This window comes from Croceibacter sp. (assembly GCF_002716225.1).
Taxonomy (GTDB): domain Bacteria; phylum Bacteroidota; class Bacteroidia; order Flavobacteriales; family Flavobacteriaceae; genus Croceibacter; species Croceibacter atlanticus.
The window spans coordinates 1-19,011 of record NZ_PAZX01000008.1; the positions used below are offsets into that span (position 1 = coordinate 1).

Genomic DNA, 19,011 nt, shown 5'->3' on the forward strand with positions numbered 1-19,011 from the left:
GGTCACCTCGAACGTGTAGGTGATCACATCGCCGGCAACCTCATTGCCCGTAGCATCCGAGGTCTTCAATAATGTAAGCTCAGGTGTCTGTGTCAAGGTGATCACCGTAGGGTCATTAGTTGAATCACCATCATTATCATCATCTACTAGTTCATCTCCATTATCTGATACGTCCGTAACTGTAACATTTCCTATAGCAGTTCCTTCTACAGAAGCAGAGTTTACTATACTACCATTATCTACATCTGCTTGAGAAACGATATAGTTGGCTGTTGCAGTTCCTGTTTCACCAGGAGCTAACGAACCTGGAGAAATAGCTAAATCTGTACTTCCTGTTAGAACATCATCTACAGTAATAGAAGACACTGATACATTTCCAGTATTTTCTACAGAAAAAGTATAAATGATTGTTTGTCCTGCAACTTCGTTTCCTGTAGCATTTGAAGTTTTAGTTAAAGTTAATTCCGGGTCATTAACTTCTAAATAATCTGGAGTACCATCATTATCTGAATCAACAGGATTATTTGGATCTCCTAATTCTGTTGCAGTAGGTACACCATCATTTTCATCATCTAAATCTCTATAATCTGGTTCTGGGTCGTTATCTGTATTGTTTAATTCTGCTTGTGGATTGGTGGTAACTTGGTTTCCATTTGGATCACCATATCCTACAGTACTATCGAAAGCATTATCTAAACCATCATTATCATCATCCAATCCTGTTAGAGCAATATCTGCAATACCATCATTGTTTACATCATTACCTTCAATAGCATCTACAACACCATCATTATCTGAATCTAAGTCTAAATAGTCTGGATTGTCTTGACCGTCAAAATTAATTGGAGTAATTCCTCCTGCTTCATACGCGTTATCCAACCCATCATTATCATCATCTAACCCAGTTGGTTGAGTATATCCAGCTGTAGTTTGAGATTCAACGTTATCAGGGATTCCATCATTATCTGCATCCTGATCCAAATGATTAGCATTACCATCTCCATCAAAATCAAAAGCTGGTTGAACTAACCCGTCATCATTACCAATTGCTGAATTATTATCGTTATCATCTAAATATGCTGGAACTCCATCTCCATCGACATCTGCATCAAATCCTGGCGATTCAACTACATCAAGAATTCCATCATTATCATCATCTATATCTACAAAATCTGGAATACCATCCATATCCTGGTCATCACAAGCATCTGCTATACCATTTCCATTTACATCTGGACCAAATTCTTGAAAATCAAAAATTCCATTATTATCCATATCAACTGGTTGTTGATAGAAATCTCCATTATCTCCAGAAGTTACTAACCCATTTCCATCTACACTTTCAGGAGATTGAGATCCTAATATACCATCGTTAAATGCTGGATCTGTATTATCTGTAAATCCTGCTTCTGTAGTATCAAAACAACCATCGTTATCTGAATCTAAATCTTGATAATCTGGACCTGCTAAACCATCTGTATTTGGCGCATCGAAGAATACATATGAAGGGTCGTTATATAAATCTATTCTACACTCATCAAAACGTATTGAATAATAACGTTGTTGTGAGGTGTTAGTGTTTTTCACTGCACCAATATTAAATACTAATGGCGCTGCTTGAGTTACATTTCTTTTTTGGAAAAATACTCTATACCTATTATCTATATCTATAGGTTGAACTGGAGCTGCACCAGTATTATTAGCTATAAACTGAGTAATTTGAGGAGAACCCCCTAAATTTTGAGCTAATACATTTGTTGGGTTTCCGATAGCATAACCAGTTGCGTTTTGAACTCTATAGAATTCTCTAACTGTACCATTGTTCGCATTACTATCTATATCTTGAATAAAACCTCCTAATCTTGGAACGGATGCTGGTGAATTATCTGCGGAATTTTCTAATCTTATAGATAATTGAACTGATAAATTACCCGTAGCATTTTGAGCAAAAGTTAATAAAGGCTGAAGTGATCTTTGATTATTATCAACATTGTCTGCTGGATCTGTAAAATCTATACTATTTATTGTAACAGAAGCTGGTTTAGAAACTACAGTTACAATAGCATTTAATCCTGGAGCTGCGTTTGGAAATCTATATCTTGCTCCAACAGTTCCTATACCACTACCTGTCCCTGATATATAAGTACCGCCTTGGAAATCATATCTTGAACCTGTACAAACATCATTTCCGTTTGTATAAAATCCGAATCCTTCCGTAACGTCATCTATACCATCATTATCATCATCTCTATCTTCAGCATTATCTATACCATCACCATCAAAATCATTTGGAGTTGATCTATCTCTAAAGTCAACATTTCCACCTTCACCTAAATCATTATCTGTATCTGGAAGAAGCGCTGGATCATTAATTGTTCCGTTAACATCATTATAACCAACAGTTGTATCAACAGAGTTATCTAATCCGTCACCATCATCATCAGCATTTGCTAAAGTTAGACCTGCTTCAATCGTATCATTTGCTCCTTCATTATCTGCATTTGTATCTAAGTAATCTGGACCATCTGCAGCGCCATCTGTATTTATAGGCAACAACCCTAATCCTTCTAAATCAGGATCATAAGCATCATCTAATCCATCACCATTTGCATCTGTAATTGCAGGACCATCACCACTTGGCAAGGTATAACCTTGAGTTGTTTGAGCCTCCACATTATCTGGAATACCATCTCCATCTGAATCTAAATCTTGGAAATTTGCAATACCATCTCCATCGAAATCGAATTCTGGCTGAACTAATCCATCATCATTACCTACAGCTGCATCATTATCATTATCATCTAAATAAGCTGGAACACCATCTCCATCGACATCTGCATCAAATCCTGGACTTTCTCTAACATCAATAATTCCATCATTATCATCATCTATATCAACAACATCAGGAACACCATCCATGTCTAAATCATTTCCTTCTCTCCAGTCACGATCGCCGCCTGGCATATCATCATCTGGAAAATCTGTAGGGAATTGATTATTATTATCTGGATTATCTTGAAAATCATCTTCACCAAGATTTACATTATCATAAGCATCATCTAATCCGTCATTATCAGAATCTAAACCTGTAGGAAGTGTGTCTGCAACACCATTCATATTAACATCATAACCTTCTGTATTATCAGGTATTGTGTCATTGTCTGAATCTGTATCTAAGTAATCCGGAAGACCATCACCATCTGTATCAGTTGGTACTATTGGCGTTCCATTAGTATCATAATTATCGTCTACTCCATTATTATCTACATCATCAAAAAGTCCTGGAGTTTGATATCCTGCAGTTGTTTGACCTTCAATATTATCTATAATACCATCGTTGTCTGCATCTATATCTATAAAGTTAGGAAGACCATCTGTATCCTGATCTAATGGCTGTGGCGTAGTACCTGATTCAGGAGAATCTTCTGCATCATCTGGAACACCATTAGCGCCAACATTTTGGCCATCTGCAGCATCTGCAGCACCATCGTTATTAGTATCTAAGGCACCGTTACCATTTTCAACGATATCATAAATACCATCGTTATCAGCATCTAAATCAAACTGGTTAGGTATACCATCACCATCTGAATCTAGACCTAAAGTTTGTGGGTTATTATAATTGTCTATACAATCAAACTCAACATTATGCTGCCTTCCACCAGCTGAAACATTTGGCTGATTTGCTTGAACACCAATACGAATAGTATAAGAGCTACTCGATATATGTTTAGTTGTATAATTTACTGAAGGATTTGTATTTCCAGCACCAGTAAACTCTTCAGTTCCACCTGTACCAATTAGGAAGTCACCTTCTGTACTTGTAGAAATTTGTGTTGGATCGTCAATTGTATAAGTATATGGATATTGTGACCAATTTTGCTCACTGTAGTTGTTGTTACCATCTATATCATTAAAGTTAACAAAGAATTCTTCTAATACTACTGGGTTTCCATTTGCAGAATTTACAAAATCAAATCTGTATTCAGTATATGCTCTATCTCCAGCATTTGCTAAAGTAAATGCGGTACGTGGTTTAAATGAACCAGAATCTGATCCGTTATCATCAATTGTAGGAATGCTAGTAACATTTACTAAATCTACTATTGTAACAAGAGCATCTACATTTTGTCCATTAAAGTTTGCAACATTTGGGAATCTAAATACTTCACCTTGAAGAAAGGTGTTGTTATCGCCATCACCACTTTCTTCAGTAAAAGGTTCATCAAAACTTAATGCAGTATGATTACCACAATCTGGCTGGTTGTTTCCGCCATTTGGACCATTTTCATCTGTATCTAAAATACCATCATTATCATCATCTAAATCGACATCATCAAAGATACCATCACCATCTGAATCAATATTTAATACATCTCTCCAATCTCTGTCGCCACCAGGCATTTCATCGTCAGGAAAGTCTGTAGGAAGTTGGTCATTATTATCAGGATTATCCTGAAAATCATCGACCGTTAAATCCACATCATCAAAGGCGTCATCTAAACCGTCATTATCTGAATCTGTTCCGGTTGGTGTAATGTCTGCAACACCATCACCATTAGTATCATATGCTTCTATTAAATCTGAATCACCATCATTATCACTATTGATGTCTAAATAATCTGGTTGATCAAAAGTATCTGTATTAGTTGGCTGGATTGGCGTTCCATTTGTATCGTAAATATCATCTACACCATTACCATCAACATCTGTAAATGTATCATTAGGAGCAACATAACCATCGGTTGTTTGTCCTTCTATATTATCAATTATACCATCACCATCTGCATCAATATCTAAGAAATTAGGTAATGCATCGCCATCAGCATTTAAAGGAGCATCTGTAGTTCCTGAATCTGGAGTATCTTCAACTACATCTGGAACACCATTAACTCCAACACCTTGAGATGGATTGTCGTTTGTATCTATACGACCATCATTATTTGTATCTAAATCTCCATTTCCATTCTCTACAACGTCATAGATACCATCATTGTCATTATCTAAGTCTATTGAATTAGGAACGCCATCACCATCATTATCACAAACTGGAGTTTTTCTATACGTTAAAGCATCAATACCGTGAAAATCTACAGCTGTATAACCATTAGGATATGTATACCTTAATGTAATAGTAGAAAACTCTATCTCAGATTGAAAACCAATTGTAGTTTCAGTATTCTGACCTGCAACTAATTGACCTCTAAGATTACCATTAGCATCATAAGCGTTTACTTGCCCTACTTGACTACCTCCTAATAAATTATTTTCTAAATAACCAACTAAATTACCATCTGCATAATATTCATAACGAACTAATTGTCCGCCAGCTGCATCAAAGATATCTACCCAATCAAAAGAAAAATAATCTAAAGGATCATCAAATGTATAAGTTACAGAGTATTCTGAACCTGCAGGTGCATTTCCAGGACCTTCAATTCTAATACCATCTCCAGCATCTCCTGAAATAAAGTTACCATCAACTGTATCTGCAAAATCAACTGTTCCAGGAATACCTGAATCATCTAATGCTATTGTACCACCATCAAAAGAAGCAACCGTTCCGACAACAGTGTAATCATCTGGTCCTTCTAAAATTTCAACATTGTAACCATTTTCAAAGGCATTTCTTACAAAACCTGATTCTATTGGTCCTTGGGCATTTGTATTACCACCTACAGCAAATACATTATAATTTCCTACCACCCAATTTAAAGCCTCTGGTACTGCTGCTGCTGGAGGTGTTGCCATTGCAGGACATTCATCTACATCTAAGATACCATCATTGTCATCGTCTAAATCGTCGATATTAAAAATACCATCTCCATCTGTGTCTTCTCCACTTGTAGCAAATTCACATTGCCCAAAACTATCTTCTGCAGCTGCATTTTGAGAAGTCCCTATTGCCTGACCATTAGTAGTGTTAACATCATTAGGCACACCAGTTGAAGGGTTTACAGCACCTTCTAACATACCATCAGAATCTACCTGTGTAAACGAAATATTATCTGCTCCTTCTAATGCATCAAAACAACCATCTCCATCAGAATCTACATCTGCAAAATCTGGAATATTATCACCATCTGTATCTGTACTTAAACAAGCCGCTAATATAATCTCGAAAGCGTCATTTCCTGCAGGACCTACTTGCGTTGTATTTATAGTAAACTCACTAATAGTACCGTTAATGCGTAGAGTACCCGCAGCAGTTCCATTAATATCATCCTGCGAACTTTGCGCAGTATGGTCAGGACCAGGAGGCACGCCATTTGCAGCACCACTATCCGTTACAGAATTTGAAGTATACATTAAATCATCTGTAGACGCCAATAAATCCCAAGTTAAACCTCCTTGTAATGTAAATCGTAACGCATTTTGAAGTCCGTTAACTTGCCCACCAACTCTATCTATATTAAAAATAGGATTAGTTACAAAGACAGGATTACCACCATTATCTTGAAAACTAATTGTAAAAGACTGATTTTCTGCCATAATAAGCTCAACAGAAGCATCACCTTCTAATGGCTCAGACCAAAAACCTGCTCCAGCAGCATTAAAGTTTTCAGCTGCAACATTATTAACTCCTGTTTGCGTAATAACTGCAGTAATACCATTACCAAAATTATAACTTGCAGAAGTTCCGTTTAATGTCCAAGTTTGACTCTGTGGTGGCGTACATTGTCCTTCAACAGTATCTAAAATACCATCATTATCATCATCTAGGTCTACATCGTCATAAACACCATCATTATCTAAATCTGCTCTATCAATATCATCTCTAAAATCAACATCTCCACCAGGAAGATTCACATCTTCATCAGAATCTTGTAATGTTGCAGGATCACTTATAATTCCATTAGGAACACTAAACCCATTAGAAGCATCAACAGCATCATTTAATCCATCTCCATCAGAATCTGCTATCGAACTTGGCAACCCACTTTCATTACTATCCGGGACACCATCATCATCACTATCTAAATCTAAAAAATCTGGAGTACCATCTGCATCTGAATCTAATAAGAAAATTTGAACACCTCCATTATCAGTATCATAAGCATTATCTAAACCATCTCCATCAGTATCATTCCCTGTAGATACCTGAAAGCTTAATGTTTCCTGAGCCTCAATATTATCTGGAATACCATCACCATCTGAATCCTGATCTACAACATCTGGAAATCCGTCATTATCCGTGTCTACACAACCACCAACAACAGAAACATTATCAACATACAATACGTCAACTGAATTATCAGGGCCACTAAAACCTCCTGAACCAGTAGTACCTCTAAAAGTTATAACAGGATTAGCATTATTAAAGGTAGTAACTAACGAAATTTGACCAAATGTTAGCACTCCAAAGTCATTAATAACATCTTCTGTTGTAGCTGTATATGCCAACTCTCCATCGATTAAAAGATCTAATGTAGCAGGAACTGCTTCAACAAATTGCGCAGCAACTAGGAAAGTAATTTCATAAGGTTCATTTGGGACAACTGTAATTGCTTGCTCAAGTAAAGATTGCACACCTGCAGGGCTTACAGCNCCAAATACAGCACTTATATTTCCACCACCAGTATTCGCGTCAAACCAGTCTCCATTTCCACTTTCAGTCCAACTGGTAAAATTAGCTTGAAAAGTTCCGTTTACTACTTCTTCAGGACCAGTAGCGTTACATTCATTTATATCAAGAATACCATCATTATCATCATCTTGATCTAAACCATCTGCAACACCATCTTGATCTTGCCCGAAATAAGAAACAGCAGATCTGTATGATGAGGAATTAGCACCAGATAAAGCTAACCTATTTGTAAAATCTGAAGGCATTGGCCAAATGATCTCACCTGTAACTTCATCAAATTGATAGTTAACTTGTAAATCTATATTTTTTCCAATATTTGAGGCACGATTATCCTGTGCAAATGATTGCAAAAGAGAGCCGTAGAAGAAAAATAGAAATAAAATTAAAAACTTTAATAAAGCTTTAAATCTTGGAGTAATAGTAATATTTCCCATATAATAAATGATGGTTATGTATTATAGTCTTGTGTTGCTTATCATCAATACGCATTAATATACGTAAAATTAAGCATTATAGTTTCATTAATACACGTGTTTAAACTAAACGCATGTATGGCTGAACCATATTACAAAAATAGCATTATAGAAATTTGTTAACGGCTCATTTTCATAATTTTTCTTAATTATTCTTAATTATTCGTTAATTGGAATCAATTTATCGATAAAGTGCGCAAGCCTGTAATTTTAACGAAATGATTATTATCTATAATTATTCAAGGTAATAACATCACTTTCAGAATGGCTAGTAGTTGTATATTTGCAGCTTATTTTTATAGAAGTATATGAAATTTAACGAAGAAATAGCTCGCAGAAGAACTTTTGGTATCATTTCGCATCCAGATGCGGGAAAAACTACTTTAACTGAGAAATTACTACTTTTTGGGGGCGCCATACAAGAAGCTGGAGCTGTTAAATCTAACAAAATAAAAAAAGGTGCTACTAGTGACTTTATGGAAATTGAAAGGCAAAGAGGAATCTCTGTAGCAACATCTGTACTTGCATTTGAGTATGATGGTATTAAAATAAATATCCTAGATACGCCAGGTCACAAGGATTTTGCTGAAGATACATTTAGAACCTTAACAGCTGTAGATAGCGTTATTGTTGTAATTGACGTTGCTAAAGGTGTAGAAGAGCAAACTGAAAAACTAGTCGAAGTTTGCAGAATGCGCAATATTCCTATAATTGTTTTCATTAACAAACTTGACCGTGANGGTAAAGATGCCTTTGAACTTTTGGATGAAATTGAACAAAAATTAAGCTTAAAAGTNACACCNTTAAGTTTCCCTATAGGTATGGGTTATGATTTTAAAGGAATTTATAATATATGGGAAAANAATGTAAACCTGTTTAGTGGAGATAGCAGGAAAAATATNGAGGAAACTATTGAAATTGAAGACCTTCAAAGTAGCGAGTTAGAAGAACTAATAGGTACAGATGCCGCAGAAACCTTAAGAGAAGAAATAGAATTGGTTGAAGGTATTTACCCTAGTTTTGATAAGCAAGCTTATAATGATGCAAACTTACAACCCGTATTTTTTGGTTCTGCATTAAATAATTTTGGTGTTAGAGAGCTCTTAGACTGNTTTGTAAGNATAGCTCCTACTCCACGCGCAAAGCNGAGTGACACAAGACTAGTTAAACCTGATGAAAAAGAATTTACTGGATTTGTATTTAAAATNCANGCAAATATGGANCCTAAACATAGGGACCGATTGGCTTTCATAAAAATTGTTTCTGGTAAATTTGAACGAAATGTACCNTATCTTCANGTAAGNCAAGGNAANAANTTACGATTTAGCAGTCCTAATGCCTTTTTTGCTGAAAAAAAAGAAATTGTAGATACTTCTTATCCNGGTGATATNGTAGGGTTACACGATACTGGGAATTTTAAAATAGGAGATACTCTTACCGAAGGTGAAGAGCTTAATTACAAAGGNATTCCTAGTTTCTCTCCAGAACATTTTAGGTATATAAACAATGCAGACCCTATGAAGTCTAAGCAACTTTATAAAGGAATAGATCAACTTATGGATGAAGGTGTAGCTCAATTATTTACACTTGAATTAAATGGAAGAAAAGTAATAGGTACAGTAGGTGCATTACAGTTTGAGGTTATACAATACAGACTAGAACACGAGTATAATGCTAAATGTTCTTACGAAAATTTAAATGTATATAAGGCTTGTTGGGTTGAAGCTAAAGATCCAAAAAGTGAAGAGTTTAAAGATTTTAAACGAGTAAAATCTAAGTTTTTAGCAAAGGACAAAAGAAATCAATTAGTTTTCTTATCAGATAGTCAATTTAGCTTACAAATGACTCAACAAAAATATCCTAANGTAAAATTCCATTTTGTTTCAGAATTTGATAAAGAGTCTAAATAATTTAAATATTAATCTTTATAAGCTAATTTAAGAGCTTAAATATTTTNAAGCAATACTANNNTAAGCTNAAACANAAAAACCACNTGTAAANTAATTTATACAAGTGGTTTTTTTTAATANGNATAAAATAAATCTATATNTACTGATTTATTNATAATAAATACTTATTCAGNTAAGCTTGACCNGTTGGNCCAAAATTAAGAGGCATTGGNGGTTGCTCATAATCTCTTATCTCGCCATGAGCTTTTTCAAATCTTTTAATATTATCATTTAAAGCTTTAGCTAATCGTTTAGCATGTTGTGGCGTTAAAATAATTCTTGACTTTACTTTACTCTTAGGAGTACCTGGCATAATATTTACAAANTCAACTACAAATTCTGAAACAGAATGATTAATTATAGCNAAATTACTATAAGTACCTTGAGCTACTGTTTCATCTAATTCAATATTTATCTGACCCTTTTTACCTTTTGGGTTTTGTGGTTTCTTTTCGTCTGACATTTTTTTGTTTTTATAAATTAAAAAAGTTACTCATTTTAGTTAGTTAAATTAAAAAAGATAAATCCTCTCTAATTAACTATTAACTAAAATAAGTAACTTTCATACACTCTCACCTTATTAGGTGAGATTTATATTAAAGAGTTTGTCTAATTANTTAGACAAACCCTATTAATTATAGTTCACTTCAGTTTCCTGTTTAGCTTCAACCATTTCGTTCATTTCCTCTTTAGAACCTACAATAATGTTATCATAGCGACGCATACCTGTTCCTGCAGGAATTCTGTGTCCTACAATTACATTTTCTTTAAGACCTTCTAAAGAATCTACCTTACCGCTTACTGCAGCTTCGTTTAATACTTTAGTTGTTTCTTGGAAAGAGGCAGCAGAGATAAATGACTTAGTCTGTAATGACGCTCTTGTAATACCTTGTAAGATTGGAGTAGCAGTAGCTGGCTGTGCATCTTTTGCAACAACTAGGTTCTTATCCTCTCGTCTTAATAAGCTATTTTCGTCACGTAATTCTCTTGGAGAAACAATTTGTCCTGGCTTCAAGTTATTACTATCACCAGCATCATCAACTACTTTCATACCAAAAATAGCATCGTTNTCTTCGATAAAGTCAGACTTATGAATTAATTGGTTCTCTAAGAAAATTGTATCACCTGGATCATTAATCTTAACCTTACGCATCATTTGTCTTACAACAACTTCAAAGTGCTTATCATTAATCTTAACACCTTGTAATCGGTAAACTTCTTGAACCTCATTAACTAAGTACTGCTGTACAGCGCTTGGCCCTTTAATATTTAAGATATCTTCCGGAGTTATAGAACCNTCTGATAATGGCATACCTGCTCTTACATAATCATTTTCTTGAACAAGAATTTGGTTAGAAAGNTTAACTAAGTATTTCTTAACCTCACCAAGTTTAGACTCNACTATAATCTCTCTGTTACCACGTTTAATTTTACCAAAGCTAACTACACCATCTATCTCACTAACTACAGCAGGATTAGAAGGNTTACGAGCTTCNAAAAGTTCTGTTACACGTGGAAGACCTCCTGTAATATCACCTGCTTTTGCAGATTTACGAGGTATCTTAACTAAGATTTTACCAATCTTAATCTTATCACCGTCATCTACCATTATGTGAGCTCCAACTGGTAAGTTGTAAGAACGAATAACTTCATCCTTTTTACCCATAATTAATAACGTAGGTATCTTTTTCTTATCACGAGATTCTGTAATTACTTTTTCTTGGAAACCTGTTTGCTCATCTGTTTCAACTTGGTATGTCATACCTTGTACAAGGTTTTCATACTTAATCTTACCAGCAAATTCAGAAATAATCACACCNTTAAATGGATCCCATTGTACTAAAACATCGTCTTTAGAAACTTTGTCTCCTGGCTTCACAAATATTTGAGCACCATAAGGAACATTACTAGTACTTAAAACAATACCTGTCTTCTTATCTACAATCTTAATCTCTGTAGTTCTAGAGATTACAATATCAGCTTCTTCGCCTTGGTTGTTTTCTCCTTTTACCGTTTTAAGATCTTCAATTTCAGCAACACCATTAAACTTAGCAATGTGCTTATTCTCTTCTGAAATGTTACCCGCAACACCACCAACGTGGAATGTACGNAGCGTAAGCTGTGTACCAGGTTCACCAATAGATTGTGCTGCTACAACACCTACAGCTTCACCCATTTGTACTGTTTTACCAGTAGCTAGGTTACGACCATAACATTTAACACAAATACCTTTTTTAGCTTCACAAGATAATGCAGATCTTACCTCTACACTTTCAATAGGTGCTGCTTCAATAAGCTTAGCCATAGCATCTGTAATTTCTACACCTGCTTCTACTAATACTTCTTTAGTAAGTGGGTTTATAACATCATTTAATGCTGTACGACCAATAATTCTTTCACTTAACTTCTCAACAACTTCTTCATTTTTCTTTAATGGAGAAACTTCTACACCACGCAAGGTACCACANTCTGTTTCGTTAATNATCACATCTTGTGATACATCAACTAAACGACGAGTTAAGTAACCAGCATCGGCTGTTTTAAGTGCTGTATCGGCAAGACCTTTACGTGCACCGTGAGTTGAGATAAAGTATTCTAAAATTGAAAGACCTTCCTTAAAGTTAGAAAGAATTGGGTTTTCAATAATTTCACCACCACCAGAGTTAGATTTTTTAGGCTTAGCCATAAGACCACGCATACCTGTTAACTGGCGAATTTGTTCTTTACTACCACGNGCTCCAGAATCNANCATCATAAATACTGAGTTAAATCCTTGCTGGTCTGTACTAATTCGGCTCATTGCCAAGTCTGTAAGATTAGCGTTGGTAGCAGTCCATATATCAATTACTTGGTTATAACGCTCGTTAAAGGTTATAAGACCCATGTTATAGTTTCCACGGATACCTTCAACTTGCTCATTTGCCTCATCAATCATCTGTTGCTTCTCTGGCGGTATAATAATATCACCTAATGAGAATGAAAGACCACCNCGGAATGCAAANTCATAACCTAATGATTTAATTCTATCTAAGAATTGTGCCGTTTCTGGAACACTAGTTACTTTTAAAATATCACCAATAATGTCTCTAAGAGCCTTCTTAGTTAATACTTGGTTTATGTAACCTGCTTTCTCAGGAACTTCCATATTAAATATNACACGNCCAGTTGTTGTCTCAATAATTTGATTAACAAGCTCGCCTTCCTCATTAAANTCTTTAGTTCTAACTTTAATATTTGCGTTAATATTTAAACGTTTTTCGTTNTATGCAATTACTACTTCTTCTGNAGAATAAAAAGTTAAGCCTTCACCAACAATAGGTACTTCAGGCGTATGCTTTCTTCCTTTAGTCATATAGTAAAGACCCAAGACCATATCCTGAGATGGTACCGTTACTGGTGAGCCATTTGCAGGGTTAAGAATATTATGAGAAGCCAACATTAATAATTGAGCCTCCAAAATTGCTTCTGGTCCTAATGGTAAGTGTACTGCCATTTGATCACCATCAAAATCGGCGTTAAATGCTGTACACACNAATGGGTGTAATTGAATTGCTTTACCTTCAATTAATTTAGGTTGAAAAGCTTGAATACCTAAACGGTGAAGCGTAGGCGCACGGTTTAGTAATACTGGATGTCCTTTAAGTACATTTTCCAGNATATCCCAAACTACAGGCTCCTTTTTATCTATAATCTTCTTAGCAGATTTTACAGTCTTAACAATACCNCGCTCAATAAGCTTACGTATTACAAAAGGCTTATAAAGTTCTGCAGCCATATTTTTTGGAAGACCACATTCAAATAACTTTAATTCTGGTCCTACAACAATAACTGAACGTGCTGAGTAATCTACACGNTTACCNAGTAAGTTTTGACGGAAACGNCCTTGCTTACCTTTNAANGAATCTGANANNGANTTTAANGGNCNNTTANNATCTGTNTTTACNGCNGAAGATTTNCNTGTGTTATCAAATAANGAATCTACAGATTCCTGAAGCATACGTTTCTCATTTCTAAGAATTACTTCTGGAGCTTTAATTTCAACTAATCTCTTAAGACGGTTATTACGTATAATAACACGACGGTAAAGATCATTTAAATCTGAAGTTGCAAAACGACCACCATCAAGAGGCACTAACGGACGTAATTCTGGTGGTATAACCGGAATTACTTTCATTATCATCCACTCTGGTTTATTTTCACGGTATTCATTAGAATCACGTAAAGCTTTTACAACCTGAAGTCTTTTTAATGCTTCTGTCTTACGTTGCTTAGAAGTTTCATTGTTAGCCTTATGACGCAATTCAAAAGAAAGTGCATCTAAATCTATACGTTGTAGTAAATCAATTAAACATTCAGCACCCATTTTGGCGATGAATTTGTTTGGATCACTATCTTCTAAGTATAAGTTTTCCTGCGGAAGAGTTTCAAGAATATTTAAGTATTCTTCTTCTGTAAGGAAATCTAATTTTTGTAACGCTTCTCCATCTTCATTCTTCGCGATTCCTGGTTGTATAACTACATACCTTTCATAGTATATAATCATATCTAACTTCTTAGATGGCAATCCAAGAAGGTAACCTATTTTGTTTGGTAAAGAACGGAAGTACCAAATGTGAGCAACAGGAACCACTAAATTAATGTGTCCTACACGATCACGGCGTACTTTCTTTTCTGTAACCTCTACACCACAACGGTCACAAACAATACCTTTGTAGCGTATTCTTTTATACTTTCCACAAGCACATTCGTAATCCTTTACAGGACCAAAGATACGCTCGCAAAAAAGACCATCTCGCTCTGGTTTGTGCGTACGGTAGTTTATAGTTTCTGGTTTTAACACCTCACCACGCGACTCTGCCAAAATCGCTTCTGGAGAAGCTAAACCAATAGAGATTTTATTAAATCTCTTTACTGTATTCTGTTCATTATTTCTTGCCATAATGCTAAAAATATACTTTGTTATTTTAAGTTGAGACGACCATCACGTCTCTATCATTCGAAGTTTTATAATATTCCCGCTTTCGCGGGAATTATAAATTATTCTTCGAGTCGAATATCAAGTCCTAATCCTTTTAATTCGTGCATTAACACGTTAAAAGATTCTGGCAATCCTGGTTCTGGCATTGGCTCACCTTTTACTATACTTTCGTAAGTTTTTGCTCTACCAATAACATCATCAGATTTTACTGTAAGGATCTCACGAAGAGTGCTAGATGCACCATATGCTTCAAGAGCCCAAACCTCCATCTCACCAAAACGCTGACCACCAAATTGTGCTTTACCACCTAATGGTTGTTGTGTAATTAATGAGTAAGGACCTATAGAACGAGCGTGCATCTTATCATCTACCATGTGACCTAACTTCAACATATAGATAACACCTACTGTTGCTGGTTGATCAAAACGGTCTCCTGTACCACCATCATATAAATGTGTATGGCCAAAACGAGGAATACCTGCTTCGTCTGTTAATTCATTTATTTGGTCTAAAGTTGCACCGTCAAAAATTGGAGTAGCAAACTTGCGTCCTAATTTTTGTCCTGCCCAACCAAGAACTGTTTCGTAAATTTGCCCAATGTTCATACGAGATGGTACACCAAGTGGGTTAAGTACAATATCTACTGGCGTTCCGTCTTCTAAGAAAGGCATATCTTCTTCACGTACAATACGTGCTACAATACCTTTGTTACCGTGACGACCTGCCATTTTATCACCAACCTTAAGCTTACGCTTTTTAGCAATATAAATTTTTGCCAACTTGATAATACCTGCTGGTAATTCATCTCCTACAGAAATAGTAAATTTCTCACGTCTTAAGTTACCTTGTAAGTCGTTTTCCTTAATCTTATAATTATGGATTAAGTCTGCAACCATACTATTTAACTCATCATCTGTAGTCCACGTACCTTGAGTAAGGTGAGTATAATCTTCAACAGAGTTAAGCATTTTTAAAGTATACTTTTTACCTTTTGGCAAAATATCTTCCCCTAAATCATTCTTAACACCTTGTGCTGTTTTTCCACCTATTAGGTTAAATAACTTTTCAACTAAAACAGCTTTAAGGTCATCAAATTTAGCGTCATACTCAACTTCAAGTCTTGCTATATCTTCTTTATCTTGTGCTCTCTTACGCTTATCTTTAATTGCTCTTTCAAACAATTTCTTATCTATTACAACACCGTTAAGAGATGGCGATGCTTTTAAAGATGCATCTTTTACATCTCCTGCTTTATCACCAAATATTGCGCGGAGTAATTTTTCTTCTGGAGTTGGATCACTTTCTCCTTTTGGAGTAATTTTTCCAATTAAAATATCTCCTGGTTTAACCTCTGCACCAATACGAATCATACCATATTCATCAAGGTCTTTAGTAGCCTCTTCTGAAACGTTTGGTATATCATTAGTTAATTCTTCATTACCTAATTTTGTATCTCTAACATCTAAAGAATATTCATCTACGTGAATAGATGTAAATATATCTTCACGTACTACTTTTTCTGAAATTACAATTGCATCCTCAAAGTTATACCCTTTCCAAGGCATAAAGGCTACTTTCATATTTCTACCTAAAGCAAGTTCTCCAGCTTCTGTTGCATATCCTTGACAAAGTACTTGTCCTCTTTCAACACGGTCACCAACTTTTACAATTGGCTTAAGGTTGATAGATGTACCTTGGTTAGTTTTACGGAATTTAATTAAGTTGTAAGATTTTGAATCACTATCAAAACTAACTTGACGTTCTTCTTCTGATCTATCATACTTAATAGTTACCATATTAGCATCAACATACTCTACAGTACCTGCACCTTCTGCATTAATGAGCACTCTAGAATCTGATGCTACCTGACGCTCAAGACCTGTACCTACAATTGGAGAATCTACTCTTAATAATGGTACTGCTTGACGCATCATGTTAGATCCCATCAAGGCACGGTTTGCATCATCATGCTCAAGGAACGGAATAAGAGATGCAGAAATAGATGATATCTGGTTTGGAGCAACATCTATATAATTTACGTTCTTAGGATCTTCCACTGGGAAATCTCCTTCAAGACGAGCAATTACACGTTCTGCCTCAATATTACCTTTATCGTCTAATGGAATGTTTGCTTGTGCAATTTTCATTCCTTCCTCTTCTTCTGCAGAAAGGTAAATTGGTGATTCATCTAAATTAATTTTACCATCATCTACTTTTCTGTATGGCGTTTCAATAAATCCTAAAGCATTTACTTTAGCATATACAGACAAAGAAGAGATAAGACCAATGTTAGGTCCTTCTGGTGTTTCAATAGGACAAAGTCTTCCATAGTGTGTGTAGTGTACATCTCGAACTTCGAAACCTGCACGCTCACGAGAAAGACCACCAGGTCCAAGAGCTGAAAGACGACGCTTGTGCGTTATCTCTGCTAGTGGATTGGTTTGATCCATAAATTGAGAAAGTTGGTTTGTACCAAAGAAAGAATTAATTACAGACGATAAAGTCTTTGCATTAATCAAATCTATAGGAGTAAAGACCTCGTTATCACGAACGTTCATACGCTCACGAATAGTACGAGCCATACGTGCAAGACCAACACCAAATTGTTGTGATAATTGCTCACCTACTGTACGTACACGACGGTTAGATAAGTGATCAATATCATCAATCTCAGCTTTTGAGTTAATTAACTCAATTAAATATTTTATGATTGTAATAATATCCTCTTTGGTAAGCACTTGCTTATCCATAGCGATATCTAAACCAAGTTTTTTGTTCATTCTATAACGACCTACCTCACCTAAGTTGTAGCGTTGGTCACTAAAGAATAGCTTATCTATAATACCACGTGCAGTTTCCTCATCTGGCGGCTCTGCATTACGTAATTGACGATAGATATGCTCAACAGCTTCTTTTTCAGAGTTTGTTGGATCTTTTTGTAGTGTATTATGAATAATTGCATAATCACCAGTACTATTGTCTTCTTTATGTAAAAGAATAGTTTTAGTACCAGTCTCAAGAATTTCTTCTATGTGCTCTTTTTCTAATTCTGTATCACGGTCTAATACAATTTCGTTTCTTTCAATTGAAACAACTTCACCCGTATCTTCATCTACGAAATCTTCATACCACGTATTTAAAACACGTGCAGCCAATTTACGGCCAAGTACTTTTTTAAGACCAGATTTAGTAACTTTTACTTCTTCAGCTAGGTCAAATATTTCAAGAATATCTTTATCTCTTTCGAAACCTATTGCACGGAAAAGCGTTGTTACAGGTAATTTTTTCTTTCTATCGATATAAGCATACATTACGCTGTTTATATCTGTAGCAAACTCTATCCAAGATCCTTTAAAAGGAATTACTCTTGCAGAGTATAATTTAGTTCCATTGGCGTGGAAAGATTGTCCAAAAAATACACCAGGAGAACGGTGTAATTGAGAAACAACAACACGTTCTGCACCATTGATACAAAAAGTACCACTTGGTGTCATATAAGGAATAGTACCAAGGTACACGTCCTGTACGATGGTTTCAAAATCTTCGTGTTCTGGATCTGTACAATACAACTTAAGTCTTGCCTTAAGTGGTACACTGTATGTTAAACCGCGTTCAATACATTCTTGAATAGAATATCTTGGCGGGTCCACGAAATAATCTAAAAACTCTAATACAAATTGATTACGGGTATCCGTAATAGGGAAGTTTTCCATAAAGGTCTTGTAAAGACCTTCTGCTTCCCGCTCATCAGATTTTGTTTCCAATTGGAAGAAGTCTTGGAAAGACTGTATTTGAATATCCAAGAAATCTGGATAATCAGGTCTATTCTTCACATTTGAGAAATTCAATCTTTCAGTCTGCGTTGCTAACATCAATGGACGGAATTTAGTAGCTTAGTTAAGTGCACAACTCTAGTAATGAAACACTTATTTGGGCCAATTAAAATATATAATAGGTGCGTTAAAAAACGCTAAATAATAGGCTGCGTATGTATACGCAAAAGGGTTTAGACCTTAGAGAACA

At 35.4% G+C, this 19,011-nt stretch carries 5 protein-coding genes; 1 reads left to right on the top strand and 4 read right to left on the bottom strand.

All coding sequences use genetic code 11. The features are described 5' to 3' along the window. The coding region (locus CL818_RS05970) for a CLIPPER-2 domain-containing protein (protein ID WP_286972251.1) at window positions 1-8,022 on the bottom strand (8,022 nt) is incomplete at its 3' end. A gap of 347 nt (window positions 8,023-8,369) precedes the next feature. Here CL818_RS05970 and CL818_RS05975 point away from each other — a divergent pair. After that, entirely contained in the window at window positions 8,370-9,971 is a 1,602-nt protein-coding gene (locus CL818_RS05975; protein ID WP_286972252.1) for a peptide chain release factor 3, read from the top strand. A 133-nt stretch (window positions 9,972-10,104) separates the two neighbouring features. Here the strand turns inward: CL818_RS05975 and CL818_RS05980 are convergent, their stop codons facing one another. The 3 genes from CL818_RS05980 to rpoB all read right to left on the bottom strand — a co-directional run bounded on the left by CL818_RS05980 (window position 10,105) and on the right by rpoB (window position 18,860). Next, a complete protein-coding gene (locus CL818_RS05980) occupies window positions 10,105-10,473 on the bottom strand; it encodes a DUF3467 domain-containing protein (protein ID WP_286972254.1) in 369 nt (122 codons plus the stop codon). Window positions 10,474-10,641: 168 nt separating this feature from the next. Next, on the bottom strand, window positions 10,642-14,949 hold the full coding sequence (gene rpoC, locus CL818_RS05985) for a DNA-directed RNA polymerase subunit beta' (RefSeq protein ID WP_286972255.1): 4,308 nt from the start codon (window positions 14,947-14,949) through the stop codon (window positions 10,642-10,644). A 98-nt stretch (window positions 14,950-15,047) separates the two neighbouring features. Next, entirely contained in the window at window positions 15,048-18,860 is a 3,813-nt protein-coding gene (gene rpoB, locus CL818_RS05990) for a DNA-directed RNA polymerase subunit beta (protein WP_219360379.1), read from the bottom strand. Window positions 18,861-19,011: the final 151 nt, after the last annotated feature.

Coding starts and splice junctions, on each gene's coding strand:
- rpoB (WP_219360379.1), bottom strand. CDS start 18,860: ATGTTAGCAACGCAGACTGAAAGATTGAATTTCTCAAATGTGAAGAAT.